The organism is Pseudoxanthomonas sp. CF125, assembly GCF_900104085.1.
In the GTDB taxonomy this organism is placed as follows: Bacteria; Pseudomonadota; Gammaproteobacteria; order Xanthomonadales; family Xanthomonadaceae; genus Pseudoxanthomonas_A.
Window position 1 is genome coordinate 894134 of sequence record NZ_FNLD01000002.1, and the last position, 19129, is coordinate 913262.

Annotated in this window: 22 protein-coding genes; 9 read left to right on the forward strand and 13 right to left on the reverse strand. The window is 64.3% G+C overall.

Going from position 1 to position 19129, the window contains the following annotated elements; all coding sequences use genetic code 11:
- Window positions 1-263 precede the first annotated feature (263 nt).
- On the forward strand, window positions 264-1358 hold the full coding sequence (locus BLR66_RS13435) for an NAD(P) transhydrogenase subunit alpha (RefSeq protein ID WP_093287564.1): 1095 nt from the start codon (window positions 264-266) through the stop codon (window positions 1356-1358).
- A 220-nt stretch (window positions 1359-1578) separates the two neighbouring features.
- Here BLR66_RS13435 and BLR66_RS13440 read toward each other — a convergent pair whose 3' ends face one another.
- Genes BLR66_RS13440 through BLR66_RS13455 form a run of 4 tightly spaced genes read right to left on the reverse strand, consistent with a single transcriptional unit; the run spans window position 1579 to window position 3312 of the window.
- Window positions 1579-2022, reverse strand: a complete 444-nt coding sequence (locus tag BLR66_RS13440) for a DUF3106 domain-containing protein (protein WP_093287568.1) — start codon at window positions 2020-2022, stop codon at window positions 1579-1581.
- A gap of 4 nt (window positions 2023-2026) precedes the next feature.
- On the reverse strand, window positions 2027-2398 hold the full coding sequence (locus BLR66_RS13445; RefSeq protein ID WP_093287571.1) for a hypothetical protein: 372 nt from the start codon (window positions 2396-2398) through the stop codon (window positions 2027-2029).
- Window positions 2395-2955 carry an RNA polymerase sigma factor gene (locus BLR66_RS13450; RefSeq protein ID WP_255402597.1) on the reverse strand — a complete coding sequence of 187 codons (561 nt, stop codon included), beginning with the start codon at window positions 2953-2955 and terminating at the stop codon, window positions 2395-2397. Before BLR66_RS13450 ends, BLR66_RS13445 begins: the two co-directional genes overlap by 4 nt.
- Before the next feature lie 21 nt (window positions 2956-2976).
- On the reverse strand, window positions 2977-3312 hold the full coding sequence (locus BLR66_RS13455; RefSeq protein ID WP_093287574.1) for a hypothetical protein: 336 nt from the start codon (window positions 3310-3312) through the stop codon (window positions 2977-2979).
- Between the two features lie 124 nt (window positions 3313-3436).
- On the opposite strand from BLR66_RS13455, the gene BLR66_RS13460 reads away from it, so the two are divergent.
- From BLR66_RS13460 to BLR66_RS13470, 3 genes are all read left to right on the forward strand, one after another.
- Window positions 3437-3748, forward strand: a complete 312-nt coding sequence (locus BLR66_RS13460) for an NAD(P) transhydrogenase subunit alpha part 2 (protein ID WP_093287578.1) — start codon at window positions 3437-3439, stop codon at window positions 3746-3748.
- Window positions 3745-5151 carry an NAD(P)(+) transhydrogenase (Re/Si-specific) subunit beta gene (locus BLR66_RS13465; RefSeq protein ID WP_093287581.1) on the forward strand — a complete coding sequence of 469 codons (1407 nt, stop codon included), beginning with the start codon at window positions 3745-3747 and terminating at the stop codon, window positions 5149-5151. The genes BLR66_RS13460 and BLR66_RS13465 overlap by 4 nt, the downstream gene beginning before the upstream one ends.
- Before the next feature lie 190 nt (window positions 5152-5341).
- On the forward strand, window positions 5342-5908 hold the full coding sequence (locus BLR66_RS13470) for a DUF4410 domain-containing protein (protein WP_176943870.1): 567 nt from the start codon (window positions 5342-5344) through the stop codon (window positions 5906-5908).
- A 105-nt stretch (window positions 5909-6013) separates the two neighbouring features.
- Here BLR66_RS13470 and BLR66_RS13475 read toward each other — a convergent pair whose 3' ends face one another.
- A complete protein-coding gene (locus BLR66_RS13475) occupies window positions 6014-6433 on the reverse strand; it encodes a hypothetical protein (protein ID WP_093287587.1) in 420 nt (139 codons plus the stop codon).
- A 216-nt stretch (window positions 6434-6649) separates the two neighbouring features.
- Between BLR66_RS13475 and sufT the strand changes: the two genes are divergently transcribed.
- Window positions 6650-7201 carry a putative Fe-S cluster assembly protein SufT gene (gene sufT / locus BLR66_RS13480; protein ID WP_093287590.1) on the forward strand — a complete coding sequence of 184 codons (552 nt, stop codon included), beginning with the start codon at window positions 6650-6652 and terminating at the stop codon, window positions 7199-7201.
- A gap of 342 nt (window positions 7202-7543) precedes the next feature.
- Window positions 7544-9895, forward strand: a complete 2352-nt coding sequence (locus tag BLR66_RS13485) for a S8 family serine peptidase (protein WP_176943871.1) — start codon at window positions 7544-7546, stop codon at window positions 9893-9895.
- A 235-nt stretch (window positions 9896-10130) separates the two neighbouring features.
- Here BLR66_RS13485 and BLR66_RS13490 read toward each other — a convergent pair whose 3' ends face one another.
- The 4 genes from BLR66_RS13490 to wrbA are packed head-to-tail and all read right to left on the reverse strand — an operon-like array spanning window position 10131 to window position 12299.
- Window positions 10131-10619, reverse strand: a complete 489-nt coding sequence (locus BLR66_RS13490) for an asparaginase domain-containing protein (RefSeq protein ID WP_093287593.1) — start codon at window positions 10617-10619, stop codon at window positions 10131-10133.
- A 5-nt stretch (window positions 10620-10624) separates the two neighbouring features.
- Window positions 10625-11359 (reverse strand): hypothetical protein, encoded by a 735-nt coding sequence (locus BLR66_RS13495; protein ID WP_093287596.1) that lies wholly within the window; start codon window positions 11357-11359, stop codon window positions 10625-10627.
- Complete coding sequence (locus BLR66_RS13500) at window positions 11356-11703, reverse strand: DUF2069 domain-containing protein (protein ID WP_093287599.1); 348 nt, start codon at window positions 11701-11703, stop codon at window positions 11356-11358. The genes BLR66_RS13495 and BLR66_RS13500 overlap by 4 nt, the downstream gene beginning before the upstream one ends.
- Window positions 11700-12299 carry an NAD(P)H:quinone oxidoreductase gene (wrbA, locus tag BLR66_RS13505; RefSeq protein ID WP_093287604.1) on the reverse strand — a complete coding sequence of 200 codons (600 nt, stop codon included), beginning with the start codon at window positions 12297-12299 and terminating at the stop codon, window positions 11700-11702. The genes BLR66_RS13500 and wrbA overlap by 4 nt, the downstream gene beginning before the upstream one ends.
- A 76-nt stretch (window positions 12300-12375) precedes the next feature.
- Between wrbA and BLR66_RS13510 the strand changes: the two genes are divergently transcribed.
- The 3 genes from BLR66_RS13510 to BLR66_RS13520 are packed head-to-tail and all read left to right on the forward strand — an operon-like array spanning window position 12376 to window position 14519.
- Window positions 12376-13653: a YihY family inner membrane protein gene (locus tag BLR66_RS13510; protein ID WP_093287609.1), complete on the forward strand. Its 1278-nt coding sequence runs from the start codon at window positions 12376-12378 to the stop codon at window positions 13651-13653.
- Window positions 13654-13678: 25 nt separating this feature from the next.
- On the forward strand, window positions 13679-14248 hold the full coding sequence (locus tag BLR66_RS13515; RefSeq protein ID WP_093287614.1) for a TlpA family protein disulfide reductase: 570 nt from the start codon (window positions 13679-13681) through the stop codon (window positions 14246-14248).
- A gap of 4 nt (window positions 14249-14252) precedes the next feature.
- The gene (locus BLR66_RS13520) at window positions 14253-14519 is read left to right on the forward strand and encodes an acylphosphatase (RefSeq protein ID WP_093287617.1); all 267 of its coding nucleotides are present in this window, start codon (window positions 14253-14255) and stop codon (window positions 14517-14519) included.
- 152 nt (window positions 14520-14671) lie between these two features.
- On the opposite strand, the gene BLR66_RS19510 is transcribed toward BLR66_RS13520, so the two are convergent.
- The 4 genes from BLR66_RS19510 to moaB all read right to left on the reverse strand — a co-directional run bounded on the left by BLR66_RS19510 (window position 14672) and on the right by moaB (window position 18910).
- Window positions 14672-16717: a glycosyl hydrolase family 18 protein gene (locus BLR66_RS19510; RefSeq protein ID WP_093287622.1), complete on the reverse strand. Its 2046-nt coding sequence runs from the start codon at window positions 16715-16717 to the stop codon at window positions 14672-14674.
- 543 nt (window positions 16718-17260) lie between these two features.
- Complete coding sequence (ppk2, locus tag BLR66_RS13530; protein WP_093287626.1) at window positions 17261-18043, reverse strand: polyphosphate kinase 2; 783 nt, start codon at window positions 18041-18043, stop codon at window positions 17261-17263.
- Window positions 18040-18387 (reverse strand): hypothetical protein, encoded by a 348-nt coding sequence (locus BLR66_RS13535; RefSeq protein WP_093287630.1) that lies wholly within the window; start codon window positions 18385-18387, stop codon window positions 18040-18042. The genes ppk2 and BLR66_RS13535 overlap by 4 nt, the downstream gene beginning before the upstream one ends.
- A gap of 4 nt (window positions 18388-18391) precedes the next feature.
- Window positions 18392-18910: a molybdenum cofactor biosynthesis protein B gene (moaB, locus tag BLR66_RS13540; protein ID WP_093287634.1), complete on the reverse strand. Its 519-nt coding sequence runs from the start codon at window positions 18908-18910 to the stop codon at window positions 18392-18394.
- Window positions 18911-19129: the final 219 nt, after the last annotated feature.

Below are 19129 nucleotides of genomic sequence, written 5' to 3' on the forward strand. Positions count from 1 at the left end.
CACGATGAAGCTGTGGGGTTCGCAAGCGGGCCGGGAATTTCCGTAAGGCGCATCCTGCGCCTCCGGAAACGGCGCACATCCTTGTGCGCCGCCCCTGCGGGGTTTGTCCCGGCCTGCTTGCCGCGCCTCACGGGGTGGATGGACCAAAGCCAAAGCCAAAGCCAAAGCCAAAGCCAAAGCCAAAGCCCATTTTCCCGCAAACCGGCCTTCCTCCCCGCGCTTTGCTAGCATCGGCAGTCTGGAATCCGATTGGTGAGGGAAACATGGCGATTGAAGTGCTGGTGTTGAAGGAGTCGGCGGCGGGTGAGCGTCGCGTGGCCGCCACTCCGGAAACGGTGAAGAAGCTCGTCGCCGCCGGCGCCAGCATCAAGGTCGAACCCGGTGCCGGGCTGGGCGCTGGTTTCGTCGATCAGGCCTATCTCGATGCGGGCGCCCAGCTGGCGACGGGCGATACGCCGGCGCAGGCCGATCTGGTGCTTTGCGTGCAGTCGCCCGACCCTGCGGCCATCGGCCAATTGAAGCAGGGCGCGACCCTAGTCGGCATGCTGCAGCCGCAAGCCGACGCGGCACGCGGCGACGCGCTCAAGGCGCGCGGCATCCTGTCGTTCCCGCTGGAAAAGCTGCCGCGCACCACGCGCGCGCAGGCGATGGACGTGCTCAGCTCGCAGGCCGGCATGGCAGGTTACAAGGCCGTATTGATCGCCGCGCAGCTGGCGCCGCGCTTCTTCCCCATGCTGACCACCGCAGCCGGCACCATTCGTCCGTCCAAGGTATTGATCGTCGGCGCGGGCGTCGCCGGCCTGCAGGGGGTCGCCACCGCCAAGCGCCTGGGCGCGCAGGTGGAAGGCTTCGACGTGCGCCCGGAAACGCGCGAACAGATCGAATCGCTGGGCGGCAAGTTTCTGGATCTGGGCGTCAGTGCAGCGGGCGAGGGTGGCTATGCGCGCCAGCTTACCGATGAGGAGCGCGCCGAACAGCAGCGCCGTCTGGCCGAACATCTGAAGGGCATCGACGTGGTGGTCTGCACTGCCGCCGTACCGGGCCGTCCCGCCCCCAAGATCATCACCATGCCCATGGTCGAAGCGATGAAGCCGGGCAGTGTGATCGTGGACTTGGCTGCCGAAACCGGCGGCAACTGCGAGGCCACCAAGCCAGGCGAAACCGTTGAACGCAACGGCGTGACCATCGCCGGCCCCTTGAATCTGGCCAGCATGGGCGCGGTGCACGCCAGCGAGATGTATTCGCGCAACGTGTTCAATTTCGTTTCCCTGTTCGTCAAGGACGGCGCGATCAATTTCGATTGGAACGATGAGCTGCTTGCGAAGACGCGATGGCCGGAAGTGGTTGCTGCGGAATGAAAATAAGTTGAGAGCGGGAAGCGGATTCGCGGCCCAATCGTAATAATTCAGGCCGTCATCCCGGCGAAAGCCGGGACCCTAGCATCAACACTCGGAAAGTTGGGTCCCGGCTTTCGCCGGGATGACGACCCTTGATATGAGTGTATCCGTAGCCCAGCCCGGAACTATCCGGCCAATGCTGTCGCAAGCCGGCTCTGCAGCTGAAGCTATCGACTTGGACTTACCGAGGCGGCAAGGGTGGCAGCGGCTCCTTCGGCGCATTCTTCTGTATCCAGGCGCGACGCTGTTCCGGCGTCATGTTCTTCCAGTCCTCGCGCAATTTCCTGCGCTGCTCCGGCGGTAGGTCCTTCATGCGTATGAACAGCACGCGCGCCTCTTCGCGCTGGCGGGGATTCATGCCTTCATAACGGCGCATGCCCTTGCGCGCCTGCTGACGCTGTTCGGGCGTCATGCTTTTCCAGCGTTGCGCGTGCTCCAGCATGCGCGGGCGGTCATCGGGATCGCTGTTCCAGCGCTCGCGCACCGGCGCGATCAACGCCTCGCGCTGCTGCGGGGTCAATTTTTCCCAGTCTGGCAGCGGCTGCGCAGGCGCCGATTGCGCCAGTGCGTTACCGGCCAGCAACAGCAGGCCAAGCGCGAGGGAACAGGAAAGAACGGTCTTCATGCGGTTACTCCATCGCCAGCGGCTCGGCTTCGGAAGAAGCCAGCCACATGTACAGATCGGGACTTTCGTCCAGCGCGGCGAGACTGTCGCCATAGATATCATCATCGCCCATCGCTGCGACCGTGGTCTGCGTTGCCGGCACGGTGCCGGACTGCGGCAGGAACTGCACGCCTAAGGCCACCGCCAGCACTGCGGAGAACGCCGTGGCGGCGACCCAGCGCCACGCATGCCCGCGCTTGGGTGCGGCCTGCGCGGCATGCCGCGCCGCGCGCAACCGAGCCAGCGTCTGCGGCGAAACCTGCGAGACGGCGGCCGCATGCAATTGGCGCATATTGCGGTCGAATTCATTGTTGCGTTCTTCGATCTCCGGGTTCATCGGAAATCCTCCAGTTGTTTCTGCAAAGCGTCGCGCGCGCGCGACAGATGGGTCTTGACCGAGCCTTCCGAACAGCCCATGGCCTTGGCTGTATCGGCCACGTCCAGTTCTTCCAGCACGCGCAAGGTGAAGGCTTCGCGCTGGCGCGCCGGCAGCTTGCGCAGGGCCAGGGTCAGCTTCGCATAGGCTTCGCGCTGGTCGTGGGCTTGCGAAGGCCCGGCGGCGGAGTCGGCCCAGTCGATCGCGCTGTCCTCGCCGCGTTCGTTGGCCGGAGCGAACAAGCGCAGGCGGAAATTGCCGCGCCGCTGCACGTCCACGATCTTGCGCCGCAGGATGCTCCAGAACAACGGGGTCCATTCGGCGGGGGGGCGCTCGCGGTAGCCCAGCATCTTCATCATCGCGTCCTGCACCGCATCCAGTGCATCGTCGCGGCTGCGCAGGCCGGCTTCGGCGAAGCGGAACGCGCGGGTGCCGATACCGGCCAGGAACAGTTCCAGCGTCACCGCAGGGGGGCGTGCGGCGTTCCCGGTCTGCTGGTCGAAGCCAGCCTGGCTGATGTCGGCACTCACCAGCACAGCTTAGTGCCTGTGGTCCCAACGGCGGTCGAAGCGGTCGCCGCGACGGTCCAGACGGTTGTCGGCGCGCTGTCCCTTGCGGTCCAGCCGGCGGTCTACATGATTGCCACGCGCTTCCAGGCGATCGGCCGCGCGCGCATGGCCGTGGCTATCGGCCCAGGCAGCGCGCCGGTCATAGCGGGTTTCTATCCGGTCGCCTTTGAGGTCGAGCCGCTGTTCCACCCGGTCGCCCCGCCGGTCCAGGCGGTGGTCGACACGGTCGCCGAGGTCGCGGGCGGAAGCGGTGCCGGCGATGCCCAGCAGCAATGCGGCGAACAACAGCACGGGTTTGCATTTCATCGCGTCGTCCTTGTGGTGGGTTCGGGGAAGGAAACGCTGTTCCCGGCGAACGGTTGACCTTGCTGCCAACGGATTCAGGGCCCGGTTATGATGCGGCAGGGCGCAGTGCCCGAGGAGAGAGTGGATGAGCGACGGTTTCGTGGCCCTGTACATCTTCATGCTGGCGGCCATCGCCGGCCACGTGATCATCTCGCGGGTGCCGGTGATCCTGCATACCCCGCTGATGTCGGGCTCCAACTTCATCCATGGCATCGTGCTGATCGGCGCCATGATCGTGCTGGGCCATGCCGATACCACCCTGGAAAAGGTGATCGGCTTCGTCGCCGTGCTGCTGGGTGCGGGCAACGCCGCCGGCGGCTACGTGGTGACCGAGCGCATGCTGGACATGTTCAAGTCCTCCAAGAAACCGGCCGGCAAGCCGGGGGCGCAGCCATGAGCTTGATCACGCCCGAAGTGCTGGCGACCTTCGTCAAGCTGAGCTACTTGGTCGCTGCCACGCTGTTCCTGCTGGGCCTGCAGCGCATGGCCTCGCCGATGACCGCGCGCAGCGGCATTCGTTGGGCCGGCCTGGGTATGCTGATCGCCACGGCCGCCACTTTCCTGCTGCCCGAACTGCACAACCACCTGCTGATCTTCACCGCAGTAGCCATCGGCACTGCGGCGGCATGGATTTCCGCCAACCGCGTGGCCATCACCGACATGCCGCAGATGGTGGCGCTGTACAACGGCATGGGCGGCGGCTCGGCGGCGGCCATCGGTGCGGTGGAACTGCTGCGCTATTCGTCCATGGGCGGCTCGCCTTCGCGGGTGACCCTGGTGCTGGCGGTGGTGGGCGCGCTGATCGGCGCGGTGTCGCTGTCGGGTTCCATCATCGCCTGGGCCAAACTCGATGGGCGCATGGACAAGCGCTACACGTTCGCGGGCCAGCAGTGGTTCAACGCGCTGGTCGCGCTGGCGGCGGTGGTGCTGGGCATCATGGCCATCTGGACGCTGGGCACGCCGTGGATCATCGCTTTCTTCATCGTCGCGCTGGCGCTGGGCATCCTGATGACCCTGCCCATCGGCGGCGCCGACATGCCGGTGGTGATCTCGCTGTACAACGCGTTCACCGGTCTGGCCGTGGCCTTCGAAGGTTATGTGCTGGGTATCGAAACCCTGATCATCGCCGGCATGATGGTCGGCGCGGCCGGCATCCTGTTGACGCGGCTGATGGCCAAGGCCATGAACCGTCCCATCAGCGGCGTGCTGTTCTCCAGCTTCGGTCCCGGCAGCGGCGAGATGCAGGAGATCAGCGGCTCGCAGAAGCCCATAGAAGCAGGCGACGTGGCCGCGATGATGGCCTTCGCCGAACGCGTGGTGATCGTGCCCGGCTACGGCCTGGCGGTGGCCCAGGCGCAACACAAGATCTGGGAACTGGCGCAGCGGTTGATGGAGCGCGGGGTGAAGGTGAAGTTCGCCATCCATCCGGTCGCCGGACGCATGCCGGGGCACATGAACGTGCTGTTGGCCGAAGCCGGCGTGCCCTACGACCTGATCGCCGACATGGACGACATCAATCCCGAATTCCCCAACACCGACGTGTCGCTGGTGATCGGCGCCAACGACGTGGTCAATCCGGTGGCCAAGACCGATCCGGCCTCGCCCATCTACGGCATGCCCATTCTGGACGTGGTCGATTCCAAGAACACCATCGTCATCAAGCGCGGCAAGGGCACCGGTTTCGCCGGCATCGAAAACGCGCTGTTCTATGCCGACAACACGCGCATGCTGTATGGCGATGGCGCGGAGATGGCCAGTGCTCTGGTCAGCGAACTCAAAGCGCTCGATGGGGGACATTGAGCGGCGTGTTCGGCTTGTTTTGAAATAAGGGGAAGGGAAAATGAAAAGCACAACAAGACGCAGGCTGGCCTGCGCCTGTTTGCTGTGGATGCCTCTGATGGCCGTTGCGCAGGAAGCCGCAACCCAGCGGACCGAAAGCAAATGGTGGGCGGGAAGTCAGGACTCGAAAAAGACGTCTGCTGAAAATGCAGTGGCCGACGAACCCGCGACCACGGCGCCGCCTACTCCTGCGGTGGCGGGCAGCGTCATCGAAATCGCTCCTGCGCCACTGGCCGGTCCGGTAAGCACGAAGGATTTCGATTGCGTCGAGGTCAAGCGCTTCGAAGTGGGTAGCGGTTTCATCACCAGCAAGCAGGATGCGCGTGCGGCCACGATTCCTGCGGAAAAGCTGGGCAGCATGCAACGCGAAATCGCGGGCCAGATTCCCGAAAAAATCCGCGGCTTCCGGTCCACTCTTGTCGCAGACGCATCGCCGCAATGCCCTGATCCGACGCGCGCGCTGGTATTGAGCGGGCGGATAACCGATTTCAAGGAAGGCAACCAGGCGCTGCGATACCTGGTGGGGTTCGGGGCGGGTGCGCAAAAATTCGGCGTGCTGGTCCGGGCCACACGCAAGTCGGACGGCGCCTTGGTCGGCGAGGGCGAAGTGATCGACCGGAAAGTCGGAGGCTGGGTTGGCGGCCAGGCGGAGAAGGGCTTGGAAGATTTCGCTGAGAAGGTAGCCACGTTCCTGAAGGGATCGTTGCAGTCCAAGTAAGTGGTGCGGTCCGAGCGAAGTGCCGCAACAGCGGACTGCTCGGCTGCCTTTGATTCCACACGCAGCCGAGCGAGCTTGGCTTCTGCGTTGGTTCTGCGAAAAGGCTCAGCGCGCGGCGATAGCCGCGACGACCAGCGCCACCCCCATCCACAGTCGGTCCACCGCATGATTGGCCAATCCCGCCAGCGTCCAGGCGTAGTCCATACCCAACTTGAGCGCCGAATCCCAAGGATTGAGCCCCATGGCGAAACCGATCTGCGTGGCCGCGACGCCCCAGTTGGCCAGCACCAGGATCGCTACCGTCGCCAGTACGGCCAGCAGCGCCCGCGCCGCGCCGCGCGGCATTCCGCCCAGTCGCAGCATCACGGCGGCATCCAGCGCTCCCACTACGGCCATCCAGCCGCAGGTCTTGCCCGTATACACCGCCAGCATGATCCAGACCACGGTGAAGCAGAGTCCCCCCAGGAGCAGCATCACCGGAGCGAGCCAGCGTGCGGGGCGTGTATTGGGTTGGGCTTCTTGCATCGGGGCTCCGTGGTGACGGCATAGGATACGGGTCGCCGCAGGGGAGCGTGAGGAAAAAGCGCCGCATCGTCGGCAACGCAGTGGCGGCCATCCGCGGTTTTTGTCCGCTCCGGAACACTCCGTTGCCCTCACCCGATCGCCTCGACCCGCTGCGCAGCGGGCAGGCGGGCTAAAATAACGGCTTGCGCTAGCCCGCGCGGCCCCCATCTGGTTGTCATGTACTCCCGTAGCAGCGAACCGGTCCAATTCGAGCGCGATTGCGCCGCCGTCCTGGTGCCCCAAGGCGACAGCGTCACTCTGCCGGCGGGCAGTTTCGGCTACATCACCCAGGCGCTGGGCGGCAGCTATACGGTGTTCGTGGAAGGCAATCTGTTCCGCATCGCGGGCGTGGATGGGGACGCGATTGGCAAGGAACCGGCCGAGTCGCTGAGCCTGCCCGAGAACGCCAGCGACGAGGAAGTCGAACAACTGGTCTGGAAACAGCTGCGCACCTGCTTCGATCCGGAGATCCCGTTCAATATCGTGGATCTGGGCCTGGTTTACGAAGCCAACCTGCGCCACCGCGAGGACGGGCAGCGCGAAGTGGAGGTCAAGATGACCCTGACCGCCCCCGGCTGCGGCATGGGCGAAATCCTGGTCGACGACGTGCGCAACAAGCTTGAGCTCATTCCCACCGTGGCTGAGGCCGATGTCGAACTGGTATTCGACCCGCCGTGGGGCCGGCACATGATGTCGGAAGCGGCCAAGCTGGAAACGGGGATGCTTTGAGGCTCGCCCAACAGCTTTGACGGGCCGCGCAACGCGGCTCCGTGACGCAGCATGCAAACGGTTCCAATACCGGACTCTGCTCACACGGCCTTCACGCCGCAAGGCCAGTTAGTAACATTTGAAACCGGTTACCGTCACATTTAGAGATATCAGCCCCTAATTCGGTGAGATTCCTCACCGGAATGTCTTGTGCGCATACCGCACGCCCGGTTAGGTTCGGCTCAGGATGCGCTTCCGGCGTATCCCGTCAGCGGAAACGGCCGTACCCACCCTTGTTCCAAGTCACGGCCGTTCCCGAAGCAGCCGCGTTAGCGGCACCACCCACTTGTAGAGGGAACTTCAATGTCAGATGTCTCAAAGCGTCGTCTGCGTATGCATGTGCTGGCCAGCGCCACCGCTATCGCAATCTCCTCGATGTGCGCATTGCCCGCCATGGCGGCAGGCAGCGTTGATGTCAGCGGACTGCATTCTCCCGAGCAGACCAGCTTCGACCGGTTCATCGTCAAATACCGCGACGGCAGTACCGAGCGCGCCAGCGCCGCTTCGCTGGACAGCGCGCTGCGATCGGCGACCCGCGCCGTTCCGGCCAAAGCGGGCCGCGTGCTGGAAGTAAGGCAGCTGCGCCGTCTGGCGGTAGGCGCCGACGTCGTCCGTTCCGACCGCAAACTGGACCGGGTGGAAGCCGAATCGCTGATGCGCCAGCTCGCCAGCAATCCGAATGTGGTGTACGTCGAAGTCGACAAACTCAACAAACCCTTCTTGACCCCCAACGACACCAACTACAGCCAGCAGTGGGGCTACCAGGATTCCGATGCCGGCATCCGCGCCAACGAAGCCTGGGACGTCACCAGCGGCGCCGGCTCGGTGGTCGCGGTGCTCGACACCGGCATCACCAACCATAGCGACCTCAACGCCAACATCCTGCCGGGTTACGACTTCATCATCGACACCACCGTGTCCAACGACGGCAACGGCCGCGACAGCGATCCCAGCGATCCGGGCGACTGGGTCACCGCCAACCAGTGCGGCGGCGTACATGCCGCGCAGAACTCCAGCTGGCATGGCACCCACGTGGCCGGCACGGTCGCGGCGGTGACCAACAACGCCAAGGGCGTGGCGGGCGTGGCATACAGCGCCAAAGTCGTTCCCGTACGCGTGCTGGGCACTTGCGGCGGTTACGACTCCGACATCGCCGACGCCATCACCTGGGCCTCCGGCGGTACGGTCAGCGGCGTTCCGGCCAATGCCAATCCGGCCGAAGTGATCAACCTCAGCCTGGGCGGTTCCGGCGCCTGCGGTTCGACCACGCAGACGGCGATCAATGGCGCGGTCGGCCGCGGCACCACTCTGGTCATCGCGGCGGGCAACGACAACGTCAACGTGTCCAACGCTTCGCCGGCCAATTGCGCCAACGTGGTGGCGGTGGGTTCGATCACCAGCACCGGCGCGCGTTCGAGCTTCTCCAACTACGGCGCGGGTGTGGATATCGCCGCTCCGGGCTCAACCATCATGTCCACGCTCAACACCGGCACCACCACGCCGGGTTCGGAAACCTACGCCAACTACAGCGGCACCTCGATGGCGACTCCGCATGTGGCCGGCGTGGTGGCGTTGATCCAGGCTGTGTCGGCCACGCCGAAAACCCCGGCGCAGGTCGAAGCGTTGCTGAAGAGTTCGGCGCGTCCGTTCCCGTCCACGCCTTCGCAGCCGATCGGAGCCGGCATCGCCGACGCCAAGGCGGCGGTGGATGCGGCCGGCGGTGGCGGCGGCAACGTCAATCCGGTGGCCAACTTCACCTCGTCGGCCAGCGGACTTACCGTCAGCTTCACCGACACTTCCACCGACAGCGACGGCACCATCGCTTCGCGCAGCTGGAACTTCGGCGACGGCACCACTTCCACGGCCACCAACCCCAGCAAGACCTACTCGGCCGCAGGCACCTACACCGTCACCCTGACGGTCACCGACAACGGCGGCGCCACCAACACCAAGACCAGCTCGGTCACGGTGAGCACGGGCGGTGGTGGCACGGCGTTGAGCAACGGGGTCCCGGTGACGGGCCTTTCGGCGGCCACGGGCGCATCGCTGAACTACACCATGGTCGTGCCGGCAGGAGCTTCCAACCTGACCTTCACCACCTCGGGCGGTACCGGCGACATGGATATGTACGTCAAATCCGGCAGTGCTCCGACGGACACGGTGTACGACTGCCGACCGTACTTGAACGGCAACGCCGAAACCTGCACCTTCGCCACGCCCACCGCAGGCACGTATTACGTTCGCCTGAAGGCCTATTCCGCCTTCTCCGGCCTCAGCCTGACCGGCAGCTACACCACCGGCGGCGGTGGCGGCACGCAGACGTACACCAACGGCACCGACGTGACCATCAGCGACAATGCGACGGTCAACAGCCCCATCACCGTCTCCGGCCGCAGCGGCAACGGTCTGGCCAGCACGTCGGTGGCGGTGAACATCGTGCACACCTACAAGGGCGACCTGAAGGTGGACCTGGTGGCGCCGGACGGCAGCGTGTACGTGTTGCACAACCGCACGGGCGGCAGCGCCGACAACATCAACTCGACCTACACGGTGAACCTGTCGAGCGAAGCGTTGAACGGCACCTGGAACCTGCGCGTGAACGACAACGCCGGCGGCGATACCGGCTACATCAACAGTTGGAGCGTCACCTTCTGATCGAAGGCCGCCAGGAAGGCGAGTGGAAACCCCGGCGCGAGCCGGGGTTTCTTTTTGTCCGAATCTGTCGGTTGCTGTTGACGTTGCCCTCTCCCCTTTGGGGAAGGGCGGCCGGGAGAGGGTCGGCTTTTGATCTTTCGGCTAATAGGAAGCGGAAGCAAGAAAGCACGCTCGCTGCGCTCACGCTCCCCTTTCCTGCCCTGCGGGCATCCTCTCCCACAAGGGGAGAGGAGGGTCAATCCGCGGCTTCGAAGCGATTGGCGGAAACGTTCTTGCGCACCTTGGCCGGGTCCCAGATGCGCCCGTTCATGGCGATGTAGACGCCGGCGGGCAACGACTGCACCGCGCCCACCGCGCAACCGATGTTGAACTCGGCGTCGGAGCCGCGGAAACGCGCGGGGTTCAGCGCGCCGGTCAGCACGATCGTCTTGCCTTCGATGCTGGACAGCACCTTGGCGGTGGCGACCATGCTGTCGGTGCCATGGGTGATCAGCACGTGCCGCGCGGCTTGCGCGGCGATGGTGTCGCGCACCAGTTCGCGGTCGGCGTCGCTGATGTGCAGCGAATCCTTGCGGATGATGGGGATCACATTGAAACGGAACGCCACCCCCAGCTCCTGCAGGATGCGGCCGATCTGCGGATCGCCCACCTGGAAGTCGGACTTGTCGTCGAAGTAGATCTTGTCGATGGTGCCACCGGTGGTGACGATCAGCAGTTCTTCCATTTCGCTTACTCCTGCGCGCTCCTGGCCGCTTCGGCCGCGCTCGCTTCTTGGGGTGTGGTGAGGCGGTAGTCGCCGTAGAGTTCGCACAGCTGCAGCCATTCGCGACCTGGCGGAGGCATGACTTGGCGCGCGCCCTCGATGCTGCGGCTGAAAGTGCAGCGCGCCGGCGCATTTTCTTCTTCGCTGTCGAGGTCGGCGCCTACTTCGACCATGAAATCCATGTTGTCGTAGTCCAGCGTGCCGGTGCGGCCGTGCAGGCGGTAGGCATGGTATTCCCACGAACAGCAGCTGGCGCGGCCGGCCTCGACCAGATAGCCGTCGATCACCGACAGGTCGGAATAGCCGCCACTGAAGAAAAGTTCCAGTTTTCCGGTGCTGCGATCGATGCGGTAAAGTTCGCCTTCGCAGTTGGGCCCGGCCCCGCACATGCCACGCACTTCCACTTCGTGATAGCCGTCGCCGTCGATATCGACCAGGTTGGCGCTGCCCATGGTCGTGTACTCGGTCTCCACTTCCACGGTTTTCTGGTCGGTCCGGCCGTCCCCGGTTCGGGCGCGCATCAGGTAGCTGCGGATTCCTTCTTTGTCGCAGACCGTGGTCACCGACAGCGTCGATTGATCCGCGTTGGTAGCCACCTGTTCGGCGACCGGCTCGCAGTTCTCATCGGCGCGGACTTGCGCGGCGAAAATCAACAGGGCAAGGACCGCTAAAGCAGCGGGAACGCGCGCAGAAGCGATCATGCGCCGCCTGCCGTTTTCTTCTTGCCGAACCGCGCGCTGACGCCCGGCCAATTGCCGGCCATGATGATCATGACCGCCAATACGACCTCGGTGAGGGCATAGGCGCGCTCGGCAGGCAAGGTATAGGCTTCCATCACCCCGTGGCTGAACCAGAACAGGCCCAGTACGCCGGCCCAGAACACGGCTTTGGCGTTGCCGCGCAGCACACCGACCAGCAACAGCAGCGGCGGCAGGGTGAAGAAGATCATCGCGGCCACACGCAGCTTGCTGTCGTGGAACCACAGGGAGAACAGCACCGACAGGGCGAACAGCGACAACGCCAGGACCACGCGCGACGCCTTCATGCCGCCGACCCCAGACGTCTGGCGATCTCCGCCACGCGCCGGCCCAACGCACGGGCCAGGATCGCTTCCTCTTCGTTTAGCTGCGGGTCGTCCGCCATGCCGGACACATGGCTGGCGCCGTAAGGCGTACCGCCGCCGCGCGTAGTGCTCAGGGCCGGCTCCGTGTAAGGAATGCCGACGATCACGCAGCCGTGATGCAACAACGGGACCTGCATGGAAAGCAGCGTCGATTCCTGTCCGCCATGCTGGGTAGCGGTGGAGGTGAAGACCCCCGCAGGCTTGTCCACCAGCGTCCCGCTGGCCCACTCGGCACCCAGACCGTCGATGAAATGCTTGAGCGGAGCGGCCATGTTGCCGAACCGGGTAGGGCTGCCCAGCACCAGTCCGGCGCATTCGGCCAGGTCGCGCGCCTGCACGTAGGGGGCGCCTTCCTCCGGTTCCGGCGGCGAGGCCTGTTGGGTCACCGCGGCCACCGGCGGCACGCTGCGCAGGCGCGCGCTCATGCCGGCGACTTCGCCGATGCCGCGCGCGACCTGCTTGGCCAGCCGCGCCACCGACCCGCCGCGGCTGTAATAGAGCACCAGGATTTCCGGCATGGTCCCGCCCAATCGTTGCAATGGCGCCTAGTATCGGCGATGTCGCCGGCTCCGCGCATCGGGTAACCTTCCGGCAATGGAACCACTGGATTCGTTGAACCGCTGGAGCGAACGCATGCGCGACCGCGCGCGCATGGGCACCTTCGCGCGTTTCCTGGCTAAAAGATTCCTCGACGACCGTCTGTTCCAGGCCGCCGCTGCATTGGCCTACACCACCATCTTCGCGCTGGTGCCGCTGGCGATGGTCGTGTTCGGGGTACTGTCGGCATTCCCGGTGTTCAATGAATGGAGCGACCAGCTCAGCGATTACATTTTCTCGAACTTCGTGCCCAGCGCTGCGAGTTCGGTATCGGGATACCTCAAGCAATACTCGGCCAGCGCCGGCAAGCTGACCGCGGCCGGCGTGATCGCCCTGGTGGTTTCGCTGCTGATTACCCTGAACAGCGTGGAAGCCACCTTCAACCGTATCTGGCGAGTGGGCACGACCCGTCCCCAGCTCAGCCGCTTCCTGGTGTACTGGACGGTGCTTACTTTGGGCGCGCTGGTGGCGGCCGCTTCGCTGGCGATCTCGGTGCGCTTCTTCGCGCTGCCGGTTTTCGCCACCAGCGGCGGCAAGATCCTGCAGACCTTGAGCCTGACCCTTGCGCCGATACTGATCGAATTCGCCGCCATCGCCGCGATCTACCGCGTGGTGCCCCACCGCACTATCAAGCTGCGTTACGCGGTGGCCGGTGCGCTGATAGCCACGATTCTACTGGAGCTCATCAAGTGGGCGCTGGGCGTGTATCTGGGCAGCTTCAATTCGTACCAGAACATCTATGGCCAGGTAGCGGTGCTGCCTATCCTGCTGCTGTGGATCTACCTGGGATGGATCGCGATCCTGCTGGGCGCTTCTTTCGCCTCGGCCATCTCGGCGTTCCGCTATCAGCCGGTGTCCATGCGGCTGCCGCTGGGATACGAGTTCTATGCGCTGCTGCGCCTGCTCGGACGCTTCGACGAGGCGCGCAAAGAGGGGCGAGGCCTGCACAGCGACCAGATACTCGTCATGGAGCCCATCCTCACCGATTCCCTGGCGCAGCAGCTTCTGTGCCAGCTGGGCGATATCAATCTACTGCGGCGCGACGAGCAGGGCGAGTGGCTGTTGGCGCGCGATCTGGACGACATGACCCTGGCCGAACTGTACGAAGCCTGCCAGCTGCGCGTTCCAGTGGCCGAGGCGCACCTGCCTTGCCACGACGACCAGTTGGGCATCGCGGCCAGGAACGCTCTGGACGAGCTGCGCGTTCCCCTGCGTGTGTTGCTGAAGCGCAGGGTCAGCGATCTTTATGCGAACGAAGGCAATAGCGGGGCGTGAAATCCAGACCATGGAATCCAGGACCATGAAATCCAAGACGATGTTTTGCGGCGCGATTCTTCTGCTCACCCTGGCGGCGTGCAAACGCGACGCAGAGGCGGCTCCGTCTGCATCGACTCCGCCGGTCGTGCCGGAAGCCACCGCGCCCGACGCCGTTTCAGGCCAGACGACCGCCGAGGTTCCGGCACTCAAGATCGGGACGGTGGAAGGATCCGCTTACGACCTTGCGGCCCATCGCGGCAAATGGGTGGTGGTCAACTTCTGGGCCACCTGGTGTGCGCCCTGCCTCAAGGAGATGCCCGAGCTGTCGGCGCTGGACAAGCAAAGGGAAGACTTAGAAGTCGTGGGTCTGGCCTACGAAGAGATAGAACCGCAGGCCATGCGCGATTTCCTCAAGACGCGCCCGGTGGTCTATCCCGTCGCCATCCTCGACGTCTACAACCCGCCCAAGGATTTCGCCACGCCGCGCGGCTTGCCCATGACCTACCTGATCGCGCCGGATGGGAAGGTGGCCAAGCAATTCCTGGGTCCGGTCACCGCCAAGGAAATAGAAGCGGTAACCGCTTCGGCCGGTTCGCCCAAAGCGGCGAAGTAATGTCATGCCGGCGTCGCGGTTCTGGGTCAGCGGCAAGGTGCAGGGGGTTTTCTTCCGTGCGTCCACTCGCCAGCAGGCATTGCGTCTTGGCCTGTCGGGCAGCGTGCGCAATCTTGCTGATGGGCGAGTGGAAGTGATCGCCGCGGGCGATGAAGAGTCGCTGGAAACGTTGGCGCGCTGGCTGCGGGAAGGTCCGCCTGCAGCGACAGTGGCCGGGATCGTGCGAGAGGACTGGGAAGGGCCGCTGCCGCAGGGTTTTCATATCGCCTGAGTGGCGTAGGGCGGGCATTGCCCGCCGCGTTTCCGCGCCACGGAAAAGAGCTGGCGGGCAATGCCCGCCCTACGATTTCTTCAAGATGCTACGGATGCCGCATAAAAACAGGGCGCCGTTCGGCGCCCTGTTTCTGCTTCCAGACGGATGCTTTACTGCAAGCCGTTGCCTACAGTCTTGGCCAGAGTGCCCTGTGCGTCGTCGCCACTGAACTCCCAGAAGAACGCACCACCCAGATTCTGGACCTTCACGTAGTTCATCTTCTCGGTGATCAGCGCCGGGGTGTCGTAAGTCCAGAACGTGTTGCCGTCGTACTTCCAGGTCGCACGCGCATTGGCGTCGGTGTAGATCGTGCCCGGCCGGTCCTTGAGCACCTTGTAGTCCTCGATGCCGGACTCGTACGTGCCTGGTGCCGCGCTACCGGTCTGGTACAGACCGTTGTTGACGTTGGCCACGTTGGTCCAGCCGCGGCCGTAGAAGCCGATGCCCAGATTCAACTTGCTGGCAGGCACGCCGCGCGCCAGGAAGGCCTCGATCGCGTCATTGCTGTTGTAGAACTTGACGTCGCCCGTGGAAGGATCGTTGGGCGAAGCGAACAGCGCCGAGTGGTGGTTGGTGCGGGGTTCGAAAGCACCGTGGAAGTCGTAGGTCATCACGTTGATGAAATCCAGGTACTGGTGGTACTGGCCCGGATCGGTGGCGGCGATCTTGTCCACGCCCGCGCCCGGCGCGATGGTCAACAACAGGCCGGGACGCACCAGGTTGAGCTGACGGCGGAATTCGGCCAGCAACGCGGTGAAGTTGGCGCGGTCTTCGGCGCCGCCGCACGACAGGCCGCAAGCATTGGGATATTCCCAATCGATATCGATGCCATCGAACACACCTGCCGCCGCACCGGTGCCGCCCGCGCCGTCGGTGACCGGCAGGTTGCCGCGGATGTAGGCGTTGACGCAGGAGGTCACGAACGCCACGCGATTTTCAGGACGCGCCGCGCTGGCGAATCCGCGCGACCAGGTCCAGCCGCCCAGCGAGATCAGCACCTTGATATTTGGGTACTTGGCCTTGAGCTGCTTGAGCTGGTTCCAGTTGCCGCGCAGCGGCTGGTCCCAGGTATCGGCGGCGCCGCTTACGCTTTCGGCCGCACTGAAGGCCTTGGTGTAGTCGGCGAACGCATCGCCGCCTGCGCCGGTGGACTCGTTGGAAGGAATGGTCAGGCCGACTTCGCAGATGTTGTTGCGCACGTTGCCGAAGGCGTAGTTGATGTGGGTCAGCTTGGCCGCCGAACCGCTGGTGTCGATGTTCTTGACCCGGTAGTTGCGCCCGTAGATGCCCCACTGGGTGAAGTAACCCAGCACGCGCTTGTTGCCGCCGCCACCGCCCTGGCTGGTGGTCGCGGTGATCTGTCCGCTTTGCGCCGAAGCGTTGCCTGCGTTGTCGCGCGCACGCACGCGATAGGTGTACGCGGTGGCTGCGCTTAGCCCGCTGTCGGTGTAACCGGTGCTGGAAGACGAGCCCACCAGCCCGCCATTGCGGTAGACGTCGTATCCGGCCACGCCGCTGCCGCCGGCGTTGTCGGTCGAAGCGGTCCAGGTCAGGTTGACGCTTGAAGAGGTCACCGACGGAGCCGCCAGGCCAGCAGGCACGCTGGGCGCAGTGGTGTCGGGCGAGGTCACCGGATTGACGGTGATGTTGGCCAGCGCGGACGTGCCGGTGGCGCCGGCGTTGTCGGTGGCCACGGCCTTGATCGCGTAGCTTCCTGCGGCAACGTTACTCCAGCTGATACTGTACGGAGAGCTGGTGTCCACGCCCAGCGAGGTGGAGCCGCGGAAGAACTGCACTTGGGCGACAGTGCCGTCGCTGTCGGCGGCGTTCGCCGAGACGGTGATGGTGGCGCCTGCGGTGAAAGTCGCGTTGTTGGCCGGCGCGGTCAGAGAGACGGTCGGCGATTGGTTGGTGCCGCCGGTGCCGCATGTGCCTAGGTCCAGATACCAGCCGCAGCTAGGGCAATGAGTGGGCGGCGCGTTCCAGATGGAGATTTGCGCTTGATAGAGCTTGCCTTGGTAAACCAGCTTGTCGCCGGGGTTGTAGATGGTGGATGCATTCCATGCGGCCACTCCCGTGCAACTGACGCTTTGCGCCTGCGCCTGCGTGGGCGCTATCCACGCCGCCAGCAGACAGCCGGACAGCAAGGCTTTCATCACTCTAGTGCTCATGGTGCGTTCTCCAGATACCTGACGGTGAGGATCGACGCAGGCGCACAACGGCGTCTGCGATTCGCTTGCGCGCGGCGATGCGGCTGCGGCGCGTTTGTTCCCTCAGGCAAGAACGACAAGAGTGTTGCGGGATGTTACGAAGCCGTGAGCGGTGCGCCTGCATGCAATGTGCGGCGCTGTTTGGCGGGTCCGACACTGGTGGGCAACGATGGTGGTGTCAAGGCACTGCGTGCTGATATTGCAGCGATCGTCACACTAAGAAATGCAGTGCTTGTTGCGCATGTCCGCGCGATTCGAAAGCGATGCGTGTGTGCGCCACGATCTGTCTTTACGTTGTCTTCTGCGGACAGCGACAGGACACGGATTGACTGGGTGGCGAAATCCTCCTGCGCCATTCAAGGCCGCATTCAGCAACCGCCAGAAACCGTGGGAGCGGCGTCCCGCCGCGAGCTCTTCGCTTCTTCCCAGGGTGGTCAGGAGCTCGCGGCGGGACGCCGCTCCCACGGTCACTTCAGAACACGTTGCCGGTCAATCGTCCGCGTCGAACGATGCAATCGGCTTGATCACGCTGAAGCGCTCCTTCAACGGCTTGCTCTTCAGTGCCGGAAAATCCAGCTGCGCATCCGGCACCTGCGTGTCCGGCAACCGATGCAGCAGGTTGCTGATCAGGGTGAGCCGCCCCCGCCGCTGATCGTTGAAATCGACCAGCGTCCAAGGGGCGTGCCGGCTGTGCGTGGCCTTCAGCATGGCTTCGCGGGCCTTGGTGTAGTCCGCATACCGCGCCTGCGCCTGGACATCGATGGGCGACAGCTTCCAACGCTTGAGCGGATCCTCCCGGCGTTCGGCGAAACGTTCCTCCTGTTCGGACTGGTCCACTGTCAGCCAGTACTTGAACAGCAGGACGCCGTCGTCGACCAGGAGCTGTTCGAACACCGGCGCCTGCTTCAGGAAAGCCCGGTACTGGCCGTCATCGCAGAAACCCATCACCTTCTCGACGCCGGCGCGGTTGTACCAGCTGCGATCCAGCAACAGAATCTCGCCCGCCGCGGGCAGGTACGGCACATACCGCTGGAAATACCATTGCGTGCTTTCCCTTTCGCTAGGTTTGCCCAGCGCCACGACGTGGCATTGGCGCGGATTGAGGTGCTCGGAGATTGCATTGATGACGCCGCCCTTGCCGGCGGTGTCGCGGCCTTCGACCACCACCACCACGCGTTTGCCGGAATGCTGCAGCCAGCGCGACATGTTCACCAGTTCAAGCTGCAACGGTTCGAGCAGTTTCTCGTATTCCTTGCGCTTGAGCTTTTTCATTTCCTCGTTTTCCTGCGGCTGACGGCGTGGGTGTCGGCCATGGTGCGGGCTACTTCCAGCAATGCGCCCTGCTGGCGGGTGTTGAGCGCGCGGTAGGCCGCCAGAAGATCGTGCTCGCCCTTGGTCCGAGCCGGATCGAAGGTGCTGGCCAGTTCCGACAGCAACGCGCCGGCTGGCACGCCGAACGTGCGCGCCAATGCGTTGACCTGATCCTTGCCGGGAAGCTTGTCTCCGCTCAGCCAGGCTTTGACCGTGGCCACGCCCGCGCGTGGAATTGCAGTGGCGATGTCGGTGGCGGTGAGGCCGCTGGCCTTGGCCAGCAGCTGCAGCGTGTTGAGCGGCATGCGTTCACTCCTTCAAACGGGGGCGCAGGGTAGCCAGGTTGCAGGGTTTGGTGCGCGCATCCAACTGCGCACGGATGATCTTTTCCCAGGCGGTTTTGCAGGCCGAAGTCGAGCCGGGCAGGCAGAACACGAAGGTGCCGTTGGCCAAGCCCGCGAACGCGCGCGACTGCAACGACGAAGTGCCGATTTCCTCGAAGCTGATCGCGCGGAACAGTTCGCCGAATCCAGGCATTTCCTTGTCGAGCAATGGCAGCAGTGCTTCGGGCGTGGAGTCGCGGCCAGTGAAGCCGGTGCCACCGGTGACCAGCACGCCGTCCACGCCATCGTCGGCGATCCATTTCGAAACCAGTGCGCGGAGCCGGTAGCGGTCGTCCGGCAGCAGCGCGCGTTCGGCCAAGCGGTGGCCTTCTTCTTGGAGCGCAGCCAGCAGATAGTCGCCGGATTTATCGTCGGCCAGGGTGCGTGAATCGGAAACGGTCAGCACGCAGAGCTGCAGGGGAATCAAGTCGGGTTTGGCGGTCATGTTGCGAAGCCTAACCTATGAAGGCAGCGAACCAGTAATTCGTCCGTGGTGAGCCTGGGATGCCGCTCGTTGTGAACTTGGAATGCGCTTCTTGGTGGCCCTGATGCCTTTCGTGGTGAGCCTGGATGCCGTCCGTGATAAACCCCGGATACCGTTCGTGGTGAGCTTGTCGAACCACGCTCTTCGCAAGATAGAGGCTTGGAGGGAAATCGCTTTTTG

Excerpts from the sequence above, each read along its gene's own strand:
- BLR66_RS13435 (WP_093287564.1), top strand. The coding sequence starts at position 264 with ATGGCGATTGAAGTGCTGGTGTTGAAGGAGTCGGCGGCGGGTGAGCGT.
- BLR66_RS13440 (WP_093287568.1), bottom strand. The coding sequence starts at position 2,022 with ATGAAGACCGTTCTTTCCTGTTCCCTCGCGCTTGGCCTGCTGTTGCTG.
- BLR66_RS13445 (WP_093287571.1), bottom strand. The coding sequence starts at position 2,398 with ATGAACCCGGAGATCGAAGAACGCAACAATGAATTCGACCGCAATATG.
- BLR66_RS13455 (WP_093287574.1), bottom strand. The coding sequence starts at position 3,312 with ATGAAATGCAAACCCGTGCTGTTGTTCGCCGCATTGCTGCTGGGCATC.
- BLR66_RS13460 (WP_093287578.1), top strand. The coding sequence starts at position 3,437 with ATGAGCGACGGTTTCGTGGCCCTGTACATCTTCATGCTGGCGGCCATC.
- BLR66_RS13465 (WP_093287581.1), top strand. The coding sequence starts at position 3,745 with ATGAGCTTGATCACGCCCGAAGTGCTGGCGACCTTCGTCAAGCTGAGC.
- BLR66_RS13475 (WP_093287587.1), bottom strand. The coding sequence starts at position 6,433 with ATGCAAGAAGCCCAACCCAATACACGCCCCGCACGCTGGCTCGCTCCG.
- sufT (WP_093287590.1), top strand. The coding sequence starts at position 6,650 with ATGTACTCCCGTAGCAGCGAACCGGTCCAATTCGAGCGCGATTGCGCC.
- BLR66_RS13485 (WP_176943871.1), top strand. The coding sequence starts at position 7,544 with ATGTCAGATGTCTCAAAGCGTCGTCTGCGTATGCATGTGCTGGCCAGC.
- BLR66_RS13490 (WP_093287593.1), bottom strand. The coding sequence starts at position 10,619 with ATGGAAGAACTGCTGATCGTCACCACCGGTGGCACCATCGACAAGATC.
- BLR66_RS13495 (WP_093287596.1), bottom strand. The coding sequence starts at position 11,359 with ATGATCGCTTCTGCGCGCGTTCCCGCTGCTTTAGCGGTCCTTGCCCTG.
- BLR66_RS13500 (WP_093287599.1), bottom strand. The coding sequence starts at position 11,703 with ATGAAGGCGTCGCGCGTGGTCCTGGCGTTGTCGCTGTTCGCCCTGTCG.
- wrbA (WP_093287604.1), bottom strand. The coding sequence starts at position 12,299 with ATGCCGGAAATCCTGGTGCTCTATTACAGCCGCGGCGGGTCGGTGGCG.
- BLR66_RS13510 (WP_093287609.1), top strand. The coding sequence starts at position 12,376 with ATGGAACCACTGGATTCGTTGAACCGCTGGAGCGAACGCATGCGCGAC.
- BLR66_RS13515 (WP_093287614.1), top strand. The coding sequence starts at position 13,679 with ATGAAATCCAAGACGATGTTTTGCGGCGCGATTCTTCTGCTCACCCTG.
- BLR66_RS13520 (WP_093287617.1), top strand. The coding sequence starts at position 14,253 with ATGCCGGCGTCGCGGTTCTGGGTCAGCGGCAAGGTGCAGGGGGTTTTC.
- BLR66_RS19510 (WP_093287622.1), bottom strand. The coding sequence starts at position 16,717 with ATGAAAGCCTTGCTGTCCGGCTGTCTGCTGGCGGCGTGGATAGCGCCC.
- ppk2 (WP_093287626.1), bottom strand. The coding sequence starts at position 18,043 with ATGAAAAAGCTCAAGCGCAAGGAATACGAGAAACTGCTCGAACCGTTG.
- BLR66_RS13535 (WP_093287630.1), bottom strand. The coding sequence starts at position 18,387 with ATGCCGCTCAACACGCTGCAGCTGCTGGCCAAGGCCAGCGGCCTCACC.
- moaB (WP_093287634.1), bottom strand. The coding sequence starts at position 18,910 with ATGACCGCCAAACCCGACTTGATTCCCCTGCAGCTCTGCGTGCTGACC.